This window comes from Cryobacterium sp. BB736, assembly GCF_014980265.1.
In the GTDB taxonomy this organism is placed as follows: Bacteria; Actinomycetota; Actinomycetes; order Actinomycetales; family Microbacteriaceae; genus Terrimesophilobacter.
Window position 1 is genome coordinate 1150929 of record NZ_JABXWQ010000001.1, and the last position, 14656, is coordinate 1165584.

At 65.7% G+C, this 14656-nt stretch carries 23 protein-coding genes; 22 read left to right on the plus strand and 1 reads right to left on the minus strand.

All coding sequences use genetic code 11. The features are described from left to right. Positions 1 to 2: 2 nt before the first annotated feature. The 22 genes from rplP to IRG63_RS05705 all read left to right on the plus strand — a co-directional run bounded on the left by rplP (position 3) and on the right by IRG63_RS05705 (position 12736). Entirely contained in the window at positions 3 to 422 is a 420-nt protein-coding gene (gene rplP / locus IRG63_RS05600) for a 50S ribosomal protein L16 (protein WP_168626211.1), read from the plus strand. Continuing rightward, positions 422 to 748 (plus strand): 50S ribosomal protein L29, encoded by a 327-nt coding sequence (gene rpmC / locus IRG63_RS05605; protein WP_227411731.1) that lies wholly within the window; start codon positions 422 to 424, stop codon positions 746 to 748. The genes rplP and rpmC overlap by 1 nt, the downstream gene beginning before the upstream one ends. Then, positions 748 to 1044 (plus strand): 30S ribosomal protein S17, encoded by a 297-nt coding sequence (gene rpsQ / locus IRG63_RS05610; RefSeq protein WP_193509449.1) that lies wholly within the window; start codon positions 748 to 750, stop codon positions 1042 to 1044. Before rpmC ends, rpsQ begins: the two co-directional genes overlap by 1 nt. A 39-nt stretch (positions 1045 to 1083) precedes the next feature. Continuing rightward, positions 1084 to 1452, plus strand: coding sequence for a 50S ribosomal protein L14 (rplN, locus tag IRG63_RS05615; RefSeq protein WP_168626214.1), 369 nt, complete (start codon positions 1084 to 1086; stop codon positions 1450 to 1452). Between the two features lie 2 nt (positions 1453 to 1454). After that, positions 1455 to 1805, plus strand: a complete 351-nt coding sequence (rplX, locus tag IRG63_RS05620; RefSeq protein ID WP_193509450.1) for a 50S ribosomal protein L24 — start codon at positions 1455 to 1457, stop codon at positions 1803 to 1805. Beyond that, positions 1805 to 2398, plus strand: a complete 594-nt coding sequence (gene rplE / locus IRG63_RS05625; RefSeq protein WP_168626216.1) for a 50S ribosomal protein L5 — start codon at positions 1805 to 1807, stop codon at positions 2396 to 2398. Before rplX ends, rplE begins: the two co-directional genes overlap by 1 nt. Positions 2399 to 2473: 75 nt before the next feature. Then, positions 2474 to 2872 (plus strand): 30S ribosomal protein S8, encoded by a 399-nt coding sequence (gene rpsH, locus IRG63_RS05630; protein ID WP_168626217.1) that lies wholly within the window; start codon positions 2474 to 2476, stop codon positions 2870 to 2872. 6 nt (positions 2873 to 2878) lie between these two features. Beyond that, complete coding sequence (gene rplF / locus IRG63_RS05635) at positions 2879 to 3415, plus strand: 50S ribosomal protein L6 (protein WP_193509452.1); 537 nt, start codon at positions 2879 to 2881, stop codon at positions 3413 to 3415. Between the two features lie 2 nt (positions 3416 to 3417). Then, positions 3418 to 3789, plus strand: coding sequence for a 50S ribosomal protein L18 (gene rplR, locus IRG63_RS05640; protein ID WP_168626219.1), 372 nt, complete (start codon positions 3418 to 3420; stop codon positions 3787 to 3789). Positions 3790 to 3821: 32 nt separating this feature from the next. After that, entirely contained in the window at positions 3822 to 4523 is a 702-nt protein-coding gene (gene rpsE, locus IRG63_RS05645) for a 30S ribosomal protein S5 (protein WP_168626220.1), read from the plus strand. Next, positions 4523 to 4705, plus strand: coding sequence for a 50S ribosomal protein L30 (gene rpmD / locus IRG63_RS05650; RefSeq protein ID WP_193509453.1), 183 nt, complete (start codon positions 4523 to 4525; stop codon positions 4703 to 4705). Before rpsE ends, rpmD begins: the two co-directional genes overlap by 1 nt. Then, positions 4705 to 5454, plus strand: coding sequence for a 50S ribosomal protein L15 (gene rplO, locus IRG63_RS05655; protein ID WP_193509454.1), 750 nt, complete (start codon positions 4705 to 4707; stop codon positions 5452 to 5454). The genes rpmD and rplO overlap by 1 nt, the downstream gene beginning before the upstream one ends. Before the next feature lie 106 nt (positions 5455 to 5560). After that, positions 5561 to 6886, plus strand: a complete 1326-nt coding sequence (gene secY, locus IRG63_RS05660; protein ID WP_168626222.1) for a preprotein translocase subunit SecY — start codon at positions 5561 to 5563, stop codon at positions 6884 to 6886. Further along, positions 6883 to 7506 (plus strand): adenylate kinase, encoded by a 624-nt coding sequence (locus IRG63_RS05665; protein WP_227411732.1) that lies wholly within the window; start codon positions 6883 to 6885, stop codon positions 7504 to 7506. The genes secY and IRG63_RS05665 overlap by 4 nt, the downstream gene beginning before the upstream one ends. 3 nt (positions 7507 to 7509) lie before the next feature. Next, entirely contained in the window at positions 7510 to 8334 is an 825-nt protein-coding gene (gene map / locus IRG63_RS05670) for a type I methionyl aminopeptidase (protein WP_370566182.1), read from the plus strand. A gap of 153 nt (positions 8335 to 8487) precedes the next feature. Beyond that, positions 8488 to 8709: a translation initiation factor IF-1 gene (infA, locus tag IRG63_RS05675; RefSeq protein ID WP_021759551.1), complete on the plus strand. Its 222-nt coding sequence runs from the start codon at positions 8488 to 8490 to the stop codon at positions 8707 to 8709. 61 nt (positions 8710 to 8770) lie between these two features. Then, positions 8771 to 8884 (plus strand): 50S ribosomal protein L36, encoded by a 114-nt coding sequence (gene rpmJ, locus IRG63_RS05680; RefSeq protein WP_168626223.1) that lies wholly within the window; start codon positions 8771 to 8773, stop codon positions 8882 to 8884. 161 nt (positions 8885 to 9045) lie between these two features. Further along, positions 9046 to 9420: a 30S ribosomal protein S13 gene (rpsM, locus tag IRG63_RS05685; protein WP_168626224.1), complete on the plus strand. Its 375-nt coding sequence runs from the start codon at positions 9046 to 9048 to the stop codon at positions 9418 to 9420. Between the two features lie 45 nt (positions 9421 to 9465). Then, positions 9466 to 9864, plus strand: a complete 399-nt coding sequence (gene rpsK, locus IRG63_RS05690; protein WP_168626225.1) for a 30S ribosomal protein S11 — start codon at positions 9466 to 9468, stop codon at positions 9862 to 9864. A 200-nt stretch (positions 9865 to 10064) separates the two neighbouring features. Continuing rightward, positions 10065 to 11054: a DNA-directed RNA polymerase subunit alpha gene (locus IRG63_RS05695; protein WP_168626226.1), complete on the plus strand. Its 990-nt coding sequence runs from the start codon at positions 10065 to 10067 to the stop codon at positions 11052 to 11054. 40 nt (positions 11055 to 11094) lie between these two features. Then, on the plus strand, positions 11095 to 11652 hold the full coding sequence (gene rplQ, locus IRG63_RS05700) for a 50S ribosomal protein L17 (RefSeq protein ID WP_168626227.1): 558 nt from the start codon (positions 11095 to 11097) through the stop codon (positions 11650 to 11652). A 58-nt stretch (positions 11653 to 11710) separates the two neighbouring features. Further along, positions 11711 to 12736, plus strand: coding sequence for a GNAT family N-acetyltransferase (locus tag IRG63_RS05705; protein ID WP_168626228.1), 1026 nt, complete (start codon positions 11711 to 11713; stop codon positions 12734 to 12736). A gap of 6 nt (positions 12737 to 12742) precedes the next feature. Here the strand turns inward: IRG63_RS05705 and IRG63_RS05710 are convergent, their stop codons facing one another. Continuing rightward, entirely contained in the window at positions 12743 to 14608 is a 1866-nt protein-coding gene (locus tag IRG63_RS05710; RefSeq protein WP_168626229.1) for an acyltransferase family protein, read from the minus strand. Between the last annotated feature and the right edge of the window lie 48 nt (positions 14609 to 14656).

Sequence of the window (14656 nt, forward strand, 5' to 3'; positions counted from 1 at the left end):
AAATGCTGATCCCACGCAGAGTCAAGCACCGCAAGCAGCACCACCCGGGCCGCAGCGGTCAGGCCACCGGCGGCACGAAGGTCACCTTCGGCGAGTTCGGCATCCAGGCCCTCACCCCCGCATACGTGACCAACCGCCAGATTGAGGCGGCACGTATCGCAATGACCCGTCACATCAAGCGTGGTGGAAAGGTGTGGATCAACATCTACCCGGACCGCCCGATCACCAAGAAGCCGGCCGAAACCCGCATGGGTTCCGGTAAGGGTTCGCCCGAGTGGTGGGTCGCCAACGTCAAGCCGGGTCGCGTGCTCTTCGAGCTCAGCGGCGTCAACGAGACCGTCGCCCGCGAAGCACTCACCCGTGCGATTCACAAGCTGCCCCTCAAGGCACGCATCATCAAGCGCGAGGAGGGCGACGCATAATGGCGATCGGTTCCAAGGAGCTCCGCCCCAGCGAGCTCGACACATTCGAAGACGAGAGACTCGTCGAAGAACTCAAGAAGGCCAAGGAAGAGCTGTTCAACCTGCGCTTCCAGTCGGCCACCGGCCAGCTCGAGAGCCACGGACGCCTGCGCGCCGTGAAGCGCGATATCGCCCGCATCTACACGGTCATCCGTGAGCGTGAGCTCGGCATCCGGGCCACCCCGGCCCCGGTCGAGGTTGCGGCGAAGCCGGCCAAGAAGAGCAAGAAGTCGGACGAGGCGGCCGAGGCCAAGGCTGAGACCGACGCGAACGAGGACGGTAACTAATGGCAGAGAAGAAGGCCCAGGCCGAGGTCGGGACCGAGAAGCTCGAGCGCCCGTACCGCAAGATCCGTCGCGGCTACGTCAGCAGCGACAAGATGGACAAGACGATCGTCGTCGAGGTCGAAGACCGCGTGAAGCACCCGCTGTACGGCAAGGTCCTGCGCCGCACCTCCAAGGTGAAGGTGCACGACGAGACCAACTCAGCCGGCATCGGCGACCTCGTCGTGATCAGCGAGACGCGGCCGTTGAGCGCCACCAAGCGCTGGCGCCTTGTCGAGATTCTTGAGAAGGCCAAGTAAGCGCGAGCTTGCTTCCTAAGGAACTAGAGGAATAGGACAATGCTTCAGCAGGAATCCAGGCTCAAGGTCGCCGACAACACCGGCGCCAAGGAGCTGCTCACGATTCGCGTGCTCGGGGGCTCCGGTCGGCGCTACGCCGGACTCGGCGACACCATCGTCGCCACGGTCAAGGACGCCATCCCCGGCGGCAACGTGAAGAAGGGCGAGATCGTCAAGGCGGTCATCGTCCGCACCAAGAAGGAGACCCGTCGTCCCGACGGCTCCTACATCAAGTTCGACGAGAACGCGGCAGTCATCCTGAAGAACGATGGCGACCCCCGCGGCACTCGTATCTTCGGACCGGTCGGTCGCGAACTCCGCGACAAGAAGTTCATGAAGATCATCTCGCTGGCACCGGAGGTTATTTAGTCATGGCGAAGATCAAGAAGGGCGACCTCGTGCAGGTCATCTCGGGTCGCAGCCAGGACCGTGGCGGCGACCGTGGCAAGCAGGGCCGTGTGCTCGAGGTGCTCGTCGAGAAGAACCGTGTCGTGGTTGAAGGCGTGAACTTCGTCACCAAGCACGTTCGCGTCGGACAGACCCAGCGCGGCACCAAGACCGGTGGCATCGAGACCCACGAGGCGCCCATCCACATCTCCAACGTGGCTGTGGTCGACCCCAAGTCGAAGAAGCCCACCCGCGTCGGCTACCGCGTCGAGAAGAACGCTGAGGGCAGGACCGTCCGCGTTCGTTACGCAAAGAACTCAGGTGAGGACCTGTAATGACTGACACCGCAACTGCTGCTGCGGCGCCGCGCATCGCGCCGCGTCTGAAGCAGAAGTACAAGACTGAGATCATCGAGCAGCTGAAGAAGGACTTCGGCTTCACGAACGTGCACCAGGTCCCCGGCCTTGTGAAGATCGTCGTGAACACCGGTGTCGGTGACGCTGCCCGCGATGGCAAGCTCATCGACGGCGCGGTCCGCGACCTCACGCTCATCACTGGCCAGAAGCCGCAGGTCACCGCCGCCCGCAAGTCGATCGCGCAGTTCAAGCTGCGTGAGGGAATGCCCATCGGCGCCCACGTCACGCTGCGTGGCGACCGCGCCTGGGAGTTCCTGGACCGCCTCCTCACGCTCGCGCTGCCCCGCATCCGGGACTTCCGCGGACTGAGCGACCGGCAGTTCGACGGCAACGGCAACTACACGTTCGGCCTCAACGAGCAGTCCATGTTCCACGAGATCGATCAGGACAAGATCGACCGCGTGCGTGGCTTCGACATCACCGTCGTGACCACCGCCAAGAACGACGACGAGGGTCGCGCGCTGCTCAAGGCGCTCGGCTTCCCGTTCAGAACCGCAGAGAACTCCAACTAAGGCACCACCGATCGACCAGGTCGGCTCCCGTGTAACGGGTGACCGAAACCAGACGAGAACAGGAAAACAAACGCAATGACAATGACAGATCCGGTCGCAGACTTGCTGACCCGGCTGCGCAACGCCAACTCGGCGTACCACGACTCGGTCTCGCTGCCCAGCAGCAAGCTGAAGACCCACATCGCGGACATCCTCAAGAGCGAGGGCTACATCGCCGACTGGCGCGTCGAGGACGCACGGGTCGGTTCGACGCTCACGATCGACCTCAAGTACGGTCCCAACCGTGAGCGCACGATCGCTGGCATCAAGCGCGTCTCGAAGCCCGGTCTGCGCGTTTACGCACGCAGCACCGAGATCCCCCGCGTGTTCGGCGGCCTCGGCGTCGCGATCCTGTCCACCTCGTCGGGCCTCCTCACGGACCGCCAGGCGACCGAGAAGGGTGTGGGTGGGGAAGTCCTCGCCTACGTTTGGTAACGCACAATGTCTCGAATCGGAAGACTTCCCATCGCGATCCCGTCCGGGGTCGACGTCAAGATCGACGGCTCGGCCGTCACGGTCAAGGGCCCGAAGGGTGAGCTGAGCCTCGCCGTCGCCAGCCCGATCTCCGTCAGCATCGAGGACGGCCAGGTCCTCGTGACGCGTCCGGATGACGAGCGCGAGTCGCGCTCGCTGCACGGCCTCACCCGCACGCTCATCGCGAACCAGATCGTCGGTGTCACCGAGGGCTACTCCAAGGCGCTCGAGATCGTCGGCACCGGTTACCGCGTTGCGCAGAAGGGCAACGCGCTCGAGTTCGCACTCGGCTACTCGCACCCGATCACGTTCGAAGCGCCGCAGGGCATCACGTTCGCGGTCGAGGGCAACACCAAGCTGTCGGTGCACGGCATCGACAAGCAGCAGGTGGGCGAGGTCGCGGCCAACATTCGTAAGCTGCGCAAGCCGGAACCCTACAAGGGCAAGGGTGTCCGGTACGCCGGCGAGGTAGTCCGCCGCAAGGCCGGAAAGGCTGGTAAGTAACTATGGCTCTCGGAACAAGAGGGAAGAGCAAGTCTGCCGCCAAGGCGCGCAGGCACACACGCCTCCGCAAGAAGATCGTCGGCAGCGAGCTGCGTCCGCGCCTCGTTGTCACCCGGTCTGCCCGCCACGTCTTCGTGCAGGTCGTCGACGACAGCAAGGGTCACACCCTGGCGTCCGCGTCCACCATGGAGTCGGAGCTGCGCGGCATGGACGGCGACAAGACCGCCAAGGCACGCAAGGTCGGCGAGCTCGTCGCTGAGCGTGCGAAGCAGGCAGGCATCGAAGCAGTGGTGTTCGACCGCGGTGGAAGCCGGTACGCCGGCCGCGTTGCGGCGATCGCCGAGGGAGCTCGAGAGGGTGGTTTGAGCCTGTGAGCACCGAATCGAAGAATGAGAAGGAGCAGGACGTGACTGCAGAGGCGACCGAGGGCGCGACCGCGGCAGAGGCTGCGGTCGAGACCGCCGCCGGCACCGCTAGCGCGACCGAGCCCCGCGAGCGCGAGGGCCGCCGCGGCGGCCGCGAGCGGAACCCCAACCAGCAGCGCGGAAGCCGTGACTCGGACAAGAGCCAGTTCCTGGAGCGTGTCGTCACCATCAACCGCGTTTCGAAGGTCGTCAAGGGCGGTCGTCGCTTCAGCTTCACCGCTCTCGTGGTGGTCGGCGACGGCAACGGACTCGTCGGTGTCGGCTACGGCAAGGCACGCGAGGTTCCCACCGCGATCTCCAAGGGAGTCGAAGAGGCCAAGAAGAACTTCTTCCGCGTTCCGCGCGTCGGCAACAGCATCCCGCACCCGGTGACCGGCGAAGCCGCTGCCGGCGTGGTGCTGCTGCGCCCCGCCGCCGCGGGTACCGGTGTTATCGCCGGTGGCCCGGTGCGTGCGGTGCTCGAGTGCGCCGGAATCCACGATGTGCTGAGCAAGTCGCTCGGCTCGTCCAACACCATCAACATCGTCCACGCGACCGTCGATGCCCTCAAGCAGCTTGAGGAGCCGACCGCGGTAGCCGCTCGTCGCGGCCTGGACGTCGACCGCGTTGTGCCGGAGCAGATTCTGCGCATCCAGGCCGAGGCCGCCAAGGCGAAGGCCACGGCAGAGAAGGCAGGTGTCTGATGGCTCGCCTGAAGGTGACCCAGATCAAGTCCAAGATCAGTGAGAAGCAGAACCAGCGCGACACGCTGCGCAGCCTCGGGCTCAAGCGCATCGGCGACGTGGTGGTTCGTGAAGACAACCCGCAGAACCGCGGATACGTCAACACGGTCGCTCACCTGGTGAAAGTCGAGGAGATTGACTAATGGCTGACGAGAAGAAGCCAGCTGAAGAGAAGCCGAAGGCCACGGCCGCGGCGAAGAAGCCTGCTGCGACCAAGGCTGCTGCCGATAAGAAGCCGGCCGCCAAGGCGAGCACGACCAAGGCTGCCGCCGACAAGCCGGCTGCCAAGGCGAGCACCGCCAAGGCGAGCACCGCGAAGACTGCTGACAAGCCCGCCGCCAAGGCGAGCACCAGCAAGACGGCCGCCGCCAAGTCGGACACCGCCGCCAAGTCGGAGGCGAAGCCTGCTGCGAAGAAGGCAGCGCCGAAGGCCAAGTCCAGCGACGTCGCTCGCCCGCAGGTGCTGAAGATGCACCACCTGCGTCCCGCGCCCGGCGCCAAGACCGAGCGCACGCGCGTCGGTCGCGGTGAAGCCTCCAAGGGCAAGACCGCCGGTCGCGGCACCAAGGGCACGAAGGCTCGTTACCAGGTTCGCGCAGGCCTTGAGGGCGGCAACCTGAACTCGATCATGCGTGCCCCGAAGCTGCGTGGGTTCAAGAACCCGTTCCGCGTCGAGTACCAGGTGGTGAACCTCGAGCGCCTTGCCGAGCTCTACCCCAAGGGTGGCGACGTCACGGTGACCGACCTGGTAGCAAAGGGTGTCGTTCGCAAGAACGAGAAGGTCAAGGTTCTCGGGACCGGTGACATTGACGTTAAGCTGAATGTCGCGGTCGACAAGGTCTCCGTCTCTGCCGAGCAGAAGATCGTCGCCGCGGGCGGCTCCGTCAAGTGAGTCCAAGCGGATGAGAAGTCATCCGCTTGGAGCACAACTAGTTCGTAGCCGTCGGTGTGGCCCGCAAGGGCCACGCCGCCTGCTCAATCACTAACCAGGAGGCCTCGTGTTCAGCGCAATCGCGCGGATCTTCCGCACGCCTGACCTGCGGCGCAAGATCGGCTTCACGCTGGGCATCATTGCCCTGTTCCGGCTCGGATCGTTCATCCCTGCGCCGTTCATCGACTACCAGAACGTGCAGACCTGTCTCGCATCCGTCTCCGGAACGCAGAGCCTTTACGACCTGGTCAACCTGTTCAGCGGTGGCGCACTGCTGCAGCTGTCGGTCTTCGCGCTCGGCATCATGCCGTACATCACCGCGTCGATCATCGTGCAGCTGCTGCGCGTCGTCATCCCTCACTTCGAGGCGTTGCACAAAGAGGGCCAGGCCGGCCAGAGCAAGCTGACGCAGTACACGCGTTACCTCACCATCGGCCTCGGCGTGCTGCAGTCGACCACGCTGATCACCGTCGCTCGCACCGGCGCGCTGTTCCCGACGACTGCGGGCGTGCCGGAGTGCACCCAGCTGATCTCGAACGACGCCTGGTACGCGATCCTGCTCATGGTCATCACCATGACCGCGGGCACCGGCCTCATCATGTGGTTCGGTGAGCTCATCACCGAGCGTGGCGTCGGCAACGGCATGTCGCTGCTGATCTTCATCTCGATCGCCGCAACCTTCCCGGCCGCGCTGTGGGGCATCGCCGTCGCGCGCAACTTCGAGACCTTCCTGCTTGTGCTCGCCATCGGCTTGCTGATCATGCTCGCCGTCGTGTTCGTCGAGCAATCGCAACGACGCATCCCCGTGCAGTACGCGAAGCGGATGGTCGGACGCCGCACCTACGGCGGCAACAACACGTACATCCCGATCAAGGTCAACATGGCCGGTGTCATCCCGGTCATCTTCGCCTCGAGCCTGCTGTACCTTCCCTCGCTCATCGCCCAGTTCAACCTGCCGCGCGACGGCAGCCTGCCTGCGCCGTGGGTGGAGTGGATCAACAACAACCTGAGCTCGGGTGACAACCCGCTCTACATGGCGGTCTACTTCCTGCTCGTCATCGGCTTCACCTACTTCTACGTCGCCATCACCTTCAACCCGGAGGAAGTGGCCGACAACATGAAGAAGTACGGCGGCTTCATCCCCGGCATCCGCGCCGGCCGACCGACCGCCGAGTACCTCGACTACGTGCTCACGCGCATCACCCTTCCCGGATCGCTGTACCTCGGCATCGTCGCGCTCATCCCGCTCATCGCCCTGGCCACCGTCGGCGCCAACCAGAACTTCCCGTTCGGCGGCGCGAGCATCCTGATCATCGTCGGTGTCGGACTCGAGACCGTGAAGCAGATCGACGCGCAGCTGCAGCAGCGGCACTACGAGGGTCTGCTGCGATGACCGGCCGGCACGTGAACGAGACCCGTCCGCGCATGCTGATCGTGGGACCCCCCGGCGCAGGCAAGGGCACGCAGGCTGCGCGGCTGGCCGAGATGCTGGGCATCCCGACCATCTCCACCGGCGACATCTTTCGCGACAACATCAAGAACCAGACCCCGCTCGGGGTGCAGGTCAAGGCCATCGTCGACGCCGGCGACTACGTCCCGGATTCACTCACCAACGCGCTCGTCACTGACCGCCTCAGCGAGGCGGATGCTGCGGGCGGCTTCCTGCTGGACGGCTACCCGCGCACGAGCGACCAGGTGCGTTACCTCGACGACCTGCTGTCCTCCCGTGGTCACGAGCTGAACGGCGTGATCCGTCTCGTCGCCGACGAGGACGAGATCGTCGGCCGGCTGCGTCGCCGGGCGATCGAGCAGGGACGCGTCGATGACTCCGAGGAGGCCATCCGGCACCGCCAGGAGGTCTACGCGCGTGAGACCGAGCCGCTGATCGCCGCCTTCCGCGACCGGGGAATCCTGGTCGAGGTTGACGGGCTCGGCGCCGTCGACGACGTGACCGGGCGCATCATGGATGCGCTCGTCTCCCGCGGCATCGTGCCGGAGGGCGCGAACGGCTGAGAAGTGGCCCGCAATATCTACAAGAGCCCGGCTGAACTTCGGCTCATGGTCGAACCGGGTCTGGTCACGGCCGCATCCCTCGACGCGGTCCGCGCAGCCATCCGGCCCGGGATCACCACAGCGGAGCTCGACGCGATCGCCGAGAAGGTGATTCGGGATGCCGGGGGAGAACCCAACTTCGCGCTGGTACCCGGCTACCATCACACCGTCTGCGCGTCGGTGAATGACGACGTCGTGCATGGCATCCCCGGCTCACGCGTGCTGAAGGCCGGCGACATCGTCTCGATCGACAGCGGAGCCCAGGTGAAGGGCTACAACGGCGACTCCGCGATGACGATAGTTCTCGATGACACGGCGCGGCCGGAGGTCGTTGCTGCGCGCCGCGAACTGTCGGAGGTCACCAGGAAGTCGCTGTGGGTCGGCATCGCCGCGCTCGCGTCGGCTCGCTACCTCGGCGAGGTCGGCGGGGCGATCGAGGACTACGTGCGATCCAAGGGTGACTACGGCATCCTGGAGGACTACGTCGGCCACGGCATCGGACGTTCCATGCACGAAGAGCCGACCGTGTTCAACTACCGCACGCGTGAGCGCGGCGCCAAGGTCAAGCCGGGCCTGTGCGTCGCCATCGAGCCGATGATCACCGCCGACGGCCTCGACACGTTCGTGCGGGAGGACGACTGGACGGTGGCCACCAGCAACGGCGCCGACGCTGCGCACTGGGAGCACTCGGTCGCCGTGCACCAGGACGGGATCTGGGTGCTCACCGCACCCGACGGTGGCGCATCCGAGCTCGCCGCCCACGGCGTCGTGCCGGTTCCCATCCCCTGAACGCGCCGTGCATCATAGCCATGACTTGCAGGTTCGGCGGTATTGCACATAAGATTGCTCTTTGGGTCTGTGGCTGGTACAGCCATGCCTGCAGGACCACAATCCACAATTCCGCACGACCGGCGTTCGGTATTTTTTAGCGACAGTGAGGCTATGGCCAAAAAAGACGGTGTCATCGAGATCGAAGGCTCGGTGGTTGAGGCTCTTCCCAACGCGATGTTCCGCGTTGAGTTGACGAACGGCCACAAGGTGCTTGCTCACATTTCGGGCAAGATGCGTCAGCACTACATCCGCATCCTCCCTGAGGACCGCGTGATCGTCGAGCTGAGCCCCTACGATCTGACCCGCGGCCGTATCGTCTATCGCTATAAGTAACCGCACCGCACGGATAAGTAACGGCCTGCCGTGTGCAGGTACGAGGACAGCGAGAGAAACAATGAAGGTCAACCCCAGCGTCAAGCGCATCTGCGACAAGTGCAAGGTCATTCGCCGGCACGGTCGCGTCATGGTCATCTGCGACAACCCCCGCCACAAGCAGCGTCAGGGTTGATCGACGCGGACGCGCAAGCGTCCGTGGAATCGCCTCACAGCAATAACTGAATACGAAGAAGGCAGCGCCGGAACCTCTCGCTACGAGGGGGGACACCTCGGGTTGGAGGCCCGAGCACAGGCTCTGCTGCAGACCTCCACTCACCAACAGGAGAAGCCACAATGGCTCGTCTAGCAGGCGTCGACATTCCCCGCGATAAGCGCGTGGAAGTCGCATTGACTTACATCTACGGTGTCGGCCGCACCCGGTCTCTGAAGACCCTCGCCGAAACCGGAATCGACGGGAATGTCCGCGTCAAGGACCTCACCGACGATCAGCTCATCGCCCTCCGCGACTACATCGAAGGCAACTTCAAGGTCGAGGGTGATCTCCGCCGTGAGGTCGCAGCGGACATCCGCCGCAAGGTCGAAATCGGCAGCTACGAGGGCATCCGTCACCGCAAGGGACTGCCCGTGCACGGACAGCGCACCAAGACGAACGCTCGCACCCGCAAGGGCCCGAAGCGCACCGTCGCAGGCAAGAAGAAGGCCCGCTAGTAGCGGCCGACACCTCACAGACTTTCGACAGGAGACAGAACTCACATGGCTACACCCAAGTCGGCCGCTCGCAAGCCGCGCCGCAAGGAAAAGAAGAACATCGCTCTGGGCCAGGCCCACATCAAGAGCACGTTCAACAACACGATCGTCTCGATCACCGACCAGAGCGGTGCCGTGATCAGCTGGGCATCGTCCGGCGTCGTCGGCTACAAGGGTTCGCGCAAGTCGACCCCGTTCGCCGCGCAGCTCGCCGCCGAGAACGCTGCCCGTCAGGCGCAGGAGCACGGCATGAAGAAGGTCGACGTTTTCGTCAAGGGACCGGGCTCCGGTCGTGAGACCGCGATCCGCTCGCTGCAGGCAGCAGGTCTCGAGGTGGGTTCGATCAACGACGTGACGCCGCAGGCGCACAACGGATGCCGCCCGCCGAAGCGTCGTCGGGTCTGACGCCGAGCGTTCAGCCTCGCCCGGTCGAATAGCCGCGCCCGGGACACCGGCCTCTCGTGTGCCTGCGGGTTTCGACTCGCTCCACCGCCGGTACGCACCACCGGAACACAAGAACTACCACAACTCAATACACGACGGGCCAGCCACCCGGTCGCTACCCAAGTGTCATATAGCGGACACTTCGCCGAAAGGAATCAATAGTGCTCATTGCACAGCGTCCAACCCTCACCGAAGAGAACATCTCCGAGTTCCGTTCGCGGTTCGTCATCGAGCCGCTGGAGCCGGGCTTCGGTTACACCCTCGGTAACTCGCTTCGCCGCACGCTGCTCTCCTCGATTCCGGGAGCTGCGGTAACGAGCATCCGAATCGACGGTGTGCTGCACGAGTTCAGCACCATCCCCGGTGTGAAGGAAGACGTCACCGAGATCATCCTGAACATCAAGGGCCTCGTCGTATCGAGCGAGCACGACGAGCCGATCACCGCGTACCTGCGCAAGCAAGGTGCCGGCCAGGTCACCGCGGCGGACATCTCCGCTCCGGCCGGTGTTGAGATCCACAACCCGGAGCTCGTGATCGCGACCCTCAATGACAAGGCGCGCTTCGAGCTCGAACTGACCATCGAGCGCGGCCGCGGCTACGTGTCGGCGACCCAGAACCGCAGCGAGTTCAGCGAGGCCGGCCAGATCCCGGTCGACTCGATCTACTCGCCCGTGCTGAAGGTCACCTACCGCGTCGAGGCGACTCGTGCCGGTGAGCGCACCGACTTCGACCGCCTGGTCGTGGACGTCGAGACCAAGAGCGCGATCACCCCGCGTGACGCGATCGCCTCGGCCGGCAAGACCCTGGTCGAGCTGTTCGGACTCGCCCGCGAGCTGAACGCCGAGGCCGAGGGCATCGAGATCGGCCCCGCGCCGGTCGACGCCGTGCTCTCCAGCGAGCTGAGCATGCCGATCGAGGACCTCGACCTGTCTGTGCGCAGCTACAACTGCCTCAAGCGCGAGGGAATCAACTCGGTGAGCGAGCTCGTCGCCCTCTCGGAGACGCAGCTCATGAACATCCGCAACTTCGGCCAAAAGTCGGTGGACGAGGTCAAGGACAAGCTGGTCGAGCTGGGCCTGTCCCTCAAGGACACCGTGCCTGGCTTCGATGGCGCGCACTTCTACAGCGGCAACGACGACGACTACAGCTGAACCGCTGAACGACACATTTCGATCCTGGAGATAACAAACAATGCCTAAGCCATCCAAGGGCCCGCGCCTCGGTGGAGGACCCGCTCACGAACGCCTGCTGCTCGCGAACCTCGCCGCAGCGCTGTTCACGCACAAGAGCATCAAGACGACCGAGACCAAGGCCAAGCGCCTTCGCCCGGTCGCTGAGCGGCTCATCACATTCGCGAAGCGCGGAGACCTGCACGCTCGTCGTCGCGTGCTCTCCGTGATCGGCGACAAGGGCGTCGTGCACGAGCTGTTCACGCAGATCGCCCCGCTCGTCGCCGAGCGCGACGGCGGCTACACCCGCATCACCAAGCTCGGCTACCGCAAGGGCGACAACGCCCCGATGGTGCAGATCGAGCTCGTGCTCGAGCCGGTGAAGCCGAAGTCCAAGCCCGCGAAGGCGACGGCAGCCAAGGACGAGGCTCCGGTCGAGGAAGCCCCGGTCGAGGAGACCCCGGCTGACGAGACCGCAGCCGAGGAGACCGTCGAGGAGGCTCCCGTCGAGGAGGCCGCGGCGGAGGAGACTGCAGAGGCATCGACCGACGAGGCACCCGCCGAGGACGAGCAGAAGTAGCGAATCGTTATCGAGTACGGCTCCACCCATCACGGGTGGGGCCGTACTCTCGTTAACCGTGACCGAAACCATCCCCCTCAACCAGCGAATCCAGGCTCCGGATGCGCCGATTCCGGCATCCGGCAACGGCATCACCTGGCGACCGGCCAGCATCGACGACATCGACGCGATCATGGTGTGCGAGCGTGCGATGAACGCCGTCGACCACCCGCACTACGTCACGAACCGCGAAGAGCTGGAAGAAGACTTCACGAGCTCGTGGGTCGACATGGCCGCAGACTCAGTGCTCGCGCTCGAGGACTCCGGTGAGGTCGTCGCCTGGGGGTTCGTGACGGTCAGCCAGGGCCAGGAGACCGCGGTGCGTGTCATCCTGCTGGGCGGCGTCCGGCCGGATCGGCGCGGTGAGGGCCTGGGTCGTGCGCTCCTCGACTGGCAGGAGGCGCGATCGCGTCAGCTGCTCGCGGCGTCCGACAAGCCCCTCCCCGGTGTGCTTGTGCTCTGGGCCGACGAGCGCGCCGAGTCGACCATCCGACTCAGTCGGCGCTTCGGCTTCGACATCGCCCGCTACTACCTCGAGTTGCGCCGTGATCTCGCGGAGCCGATCGCCGCCGCCCGCCCGCTCGAGGGATACCAGCTGGTGCAGTTCGATGCCTCCCGGTCCGAGGACGCGCGGCTGGCACGCAACGATGCCTTCCGTGACCACTGGGGCAGCCAGCCGGTCGTCGAGGAGGCGTGGGCCAGCTTCCTCGGACGCTCGATCTTCCGCCCCGACCTGTCGTTCCTCGCGGTCTCGCCTGACGGTGAGGTGGCGGGCTTCGTGCTCAGCGAGGTTGACGAGGAGGACTTCGAGCCGCAGGGATTCTCGTCCGCGTACATCGATCTCGTCGGCGTGCGGCGGGACCATCGCGGCAAGGGGATAGCGGCGGCGCTGCTCACGCGGGCGCTCGAGGCGATCAGGGACGCCGGGCTTCAGAAGGCGGTCCTCGACGTCGACTCGGAGTCCCTCACCGGCGCGACCAGGCTCTACGAGAACGTCGGGTTCACGCACGGCAACCGCAGCGTCGACCTGCGCAAGTCCTTCTAGCCACACCTAGAGCGGGGTGGGCGCGAGCCCGAACTCGTTCGGGTCGAGCAGCGGCGGCAGCTCGGCGAGCCGCTGCAGCGCGTCTCGCACAGCCGCCGCGTAGACCTCGCCGCCACGCTGTCCCGGATGCACTTGGTCGCCGGCGAGCAGGTTCAGCTGGCTTGAAATCGCGCCGTGCCAGTTGGCGAGCTCGACGTCGCGGTAGCGCTGCGCGTACAGCGCGAGAGTGCTGTTCACGCCGGGGATCCACCCGCGCGGCGCGTGCGCTGTGACGAGCACGAGCTGATGGTCGGCACCGAGCAGGTCGAGCACGGTGTCCAGTACCTCGTCGTCGACGGGGCCGTTGGTCCCGAGGCCGAGGAGCACCACTGGCCGGAGCTGGCCAGCATCCTTCAGCCCGCTGATGATCGCCGGCGCCGCCGAGAGGTGCCGAGACACCGCGGCATCGATGTGGATGCCGGGGAACGCGTTCTGCAGTTCGGGGGCCGACGCGAGCATGACCGAGTCGCCGATGGCCGTGATCTGCTCTCCGCCGGGCAGCTCAGCGGGCGCGGCGAACACCTGCGGTTCGGTCGGGGCAACTGGCCGCGGCTTCGGCGTGACCGCTTGGATGCCCGCCTCGATGCGCGCTTGAGCGTCGCTTCGGCCGGGGTCGGCGGCAATGGCCGCAACTGATGCCGCGCTGCCGGTGAGGACGAGTGCGCCGGCCGCAACGATGGCGACCGGACGCCATCCGGGGATCCGCACCGCATGCCCCCAGCCGCGCACCACCGCGCGGAACCCGCGCGCTCGGATCGGCTGCTCGATGAAGCGATGCGACAGCGCCGCCGCGGCGACCGTGATCGCCAGCGCGATGCCGCCGAGCGCCCAGCCGCCTGCGCCGAACCGCGGCCAGGACGGGTATGCGGCGAGCAGCAGGATGAACACCGGCCAGTGCCACAGGTACAGGCCGTACGAGCGCTCGCCGATCCACTTGAGCGGCTGCACGTCGAGCCAACGGCCGAGCAGAGAGCCTGGGGTGATGCCGCCCGCGATGGCCACCGCACTCAGCACCGACACCACGACCAAGCCGCCCTGGTAAGCGAACGGGTCGTCGGATGGCATGAGTGCGGCCAGCACAACGAGCGCGCCGATCGCGCCCAGCCCAAGGATCGGCAGCGCGATCCGGACCGGGCGCCGCAGCGCATCCGGTGACGGCAGCGCTTGCCAGGCGAGCGCGAGCATCGCGCCGATGGTGAGCCCGAAGCTGTGCGTGTCGGTGCCGAAGTACACACGCGTCGCGTCATCGCCCGGGGTGAAGAGCGCGCTCATCCCGATGGCGGACGCGACCGTCAGGATCGCGACGGCAGCCAGGCGCACCCAGCGGTTCGGTACCAGCAGGAGGCCCAGCACCATTAGTGGCCAGATCAGGTAGAACTGCTCCTCCACCGCCAGCGACCACAGGTTCCGGAAGAGTTCGGGGGAGGTCTCGTCGAAGTAGCTGCTTCCGCCGGCGATCGCGAGCCAGTTGCTGCTGAATGTCGCGGCGCCGAGCACCTGCCTGCCCAGGTCGACGAGCACGTCGCCACCGATCAGCAGTGCGACGCTGCAGCACGCGAGCACCAGCACCCCGATCGCGGGCAGCAGGCGTCTTGCCCGCCTGACCCAGAACTTGCCGAGCGCGATCCGGCCATTCGCCGCGTGCTCACGCAACAGCAGCGCGGTGATCAGGAACCCGCTGATGACGAAGAAGATGTCCACGCCGAGGTACCCACCGACGCCGTACCCAGGGCTCAGGTGGTACAGGATGACGGCGAGCACGGCGAACGCGCGCAGGCCGTCGAGTCCGGCAAAGCGCGAGGGGGGAGGGGTGGAAGAAGGGCTCGTAGTCATCAGGTTCCTATTCGATGTTCCCTTCTCAAGGCGGGCTGGTCAAACTGG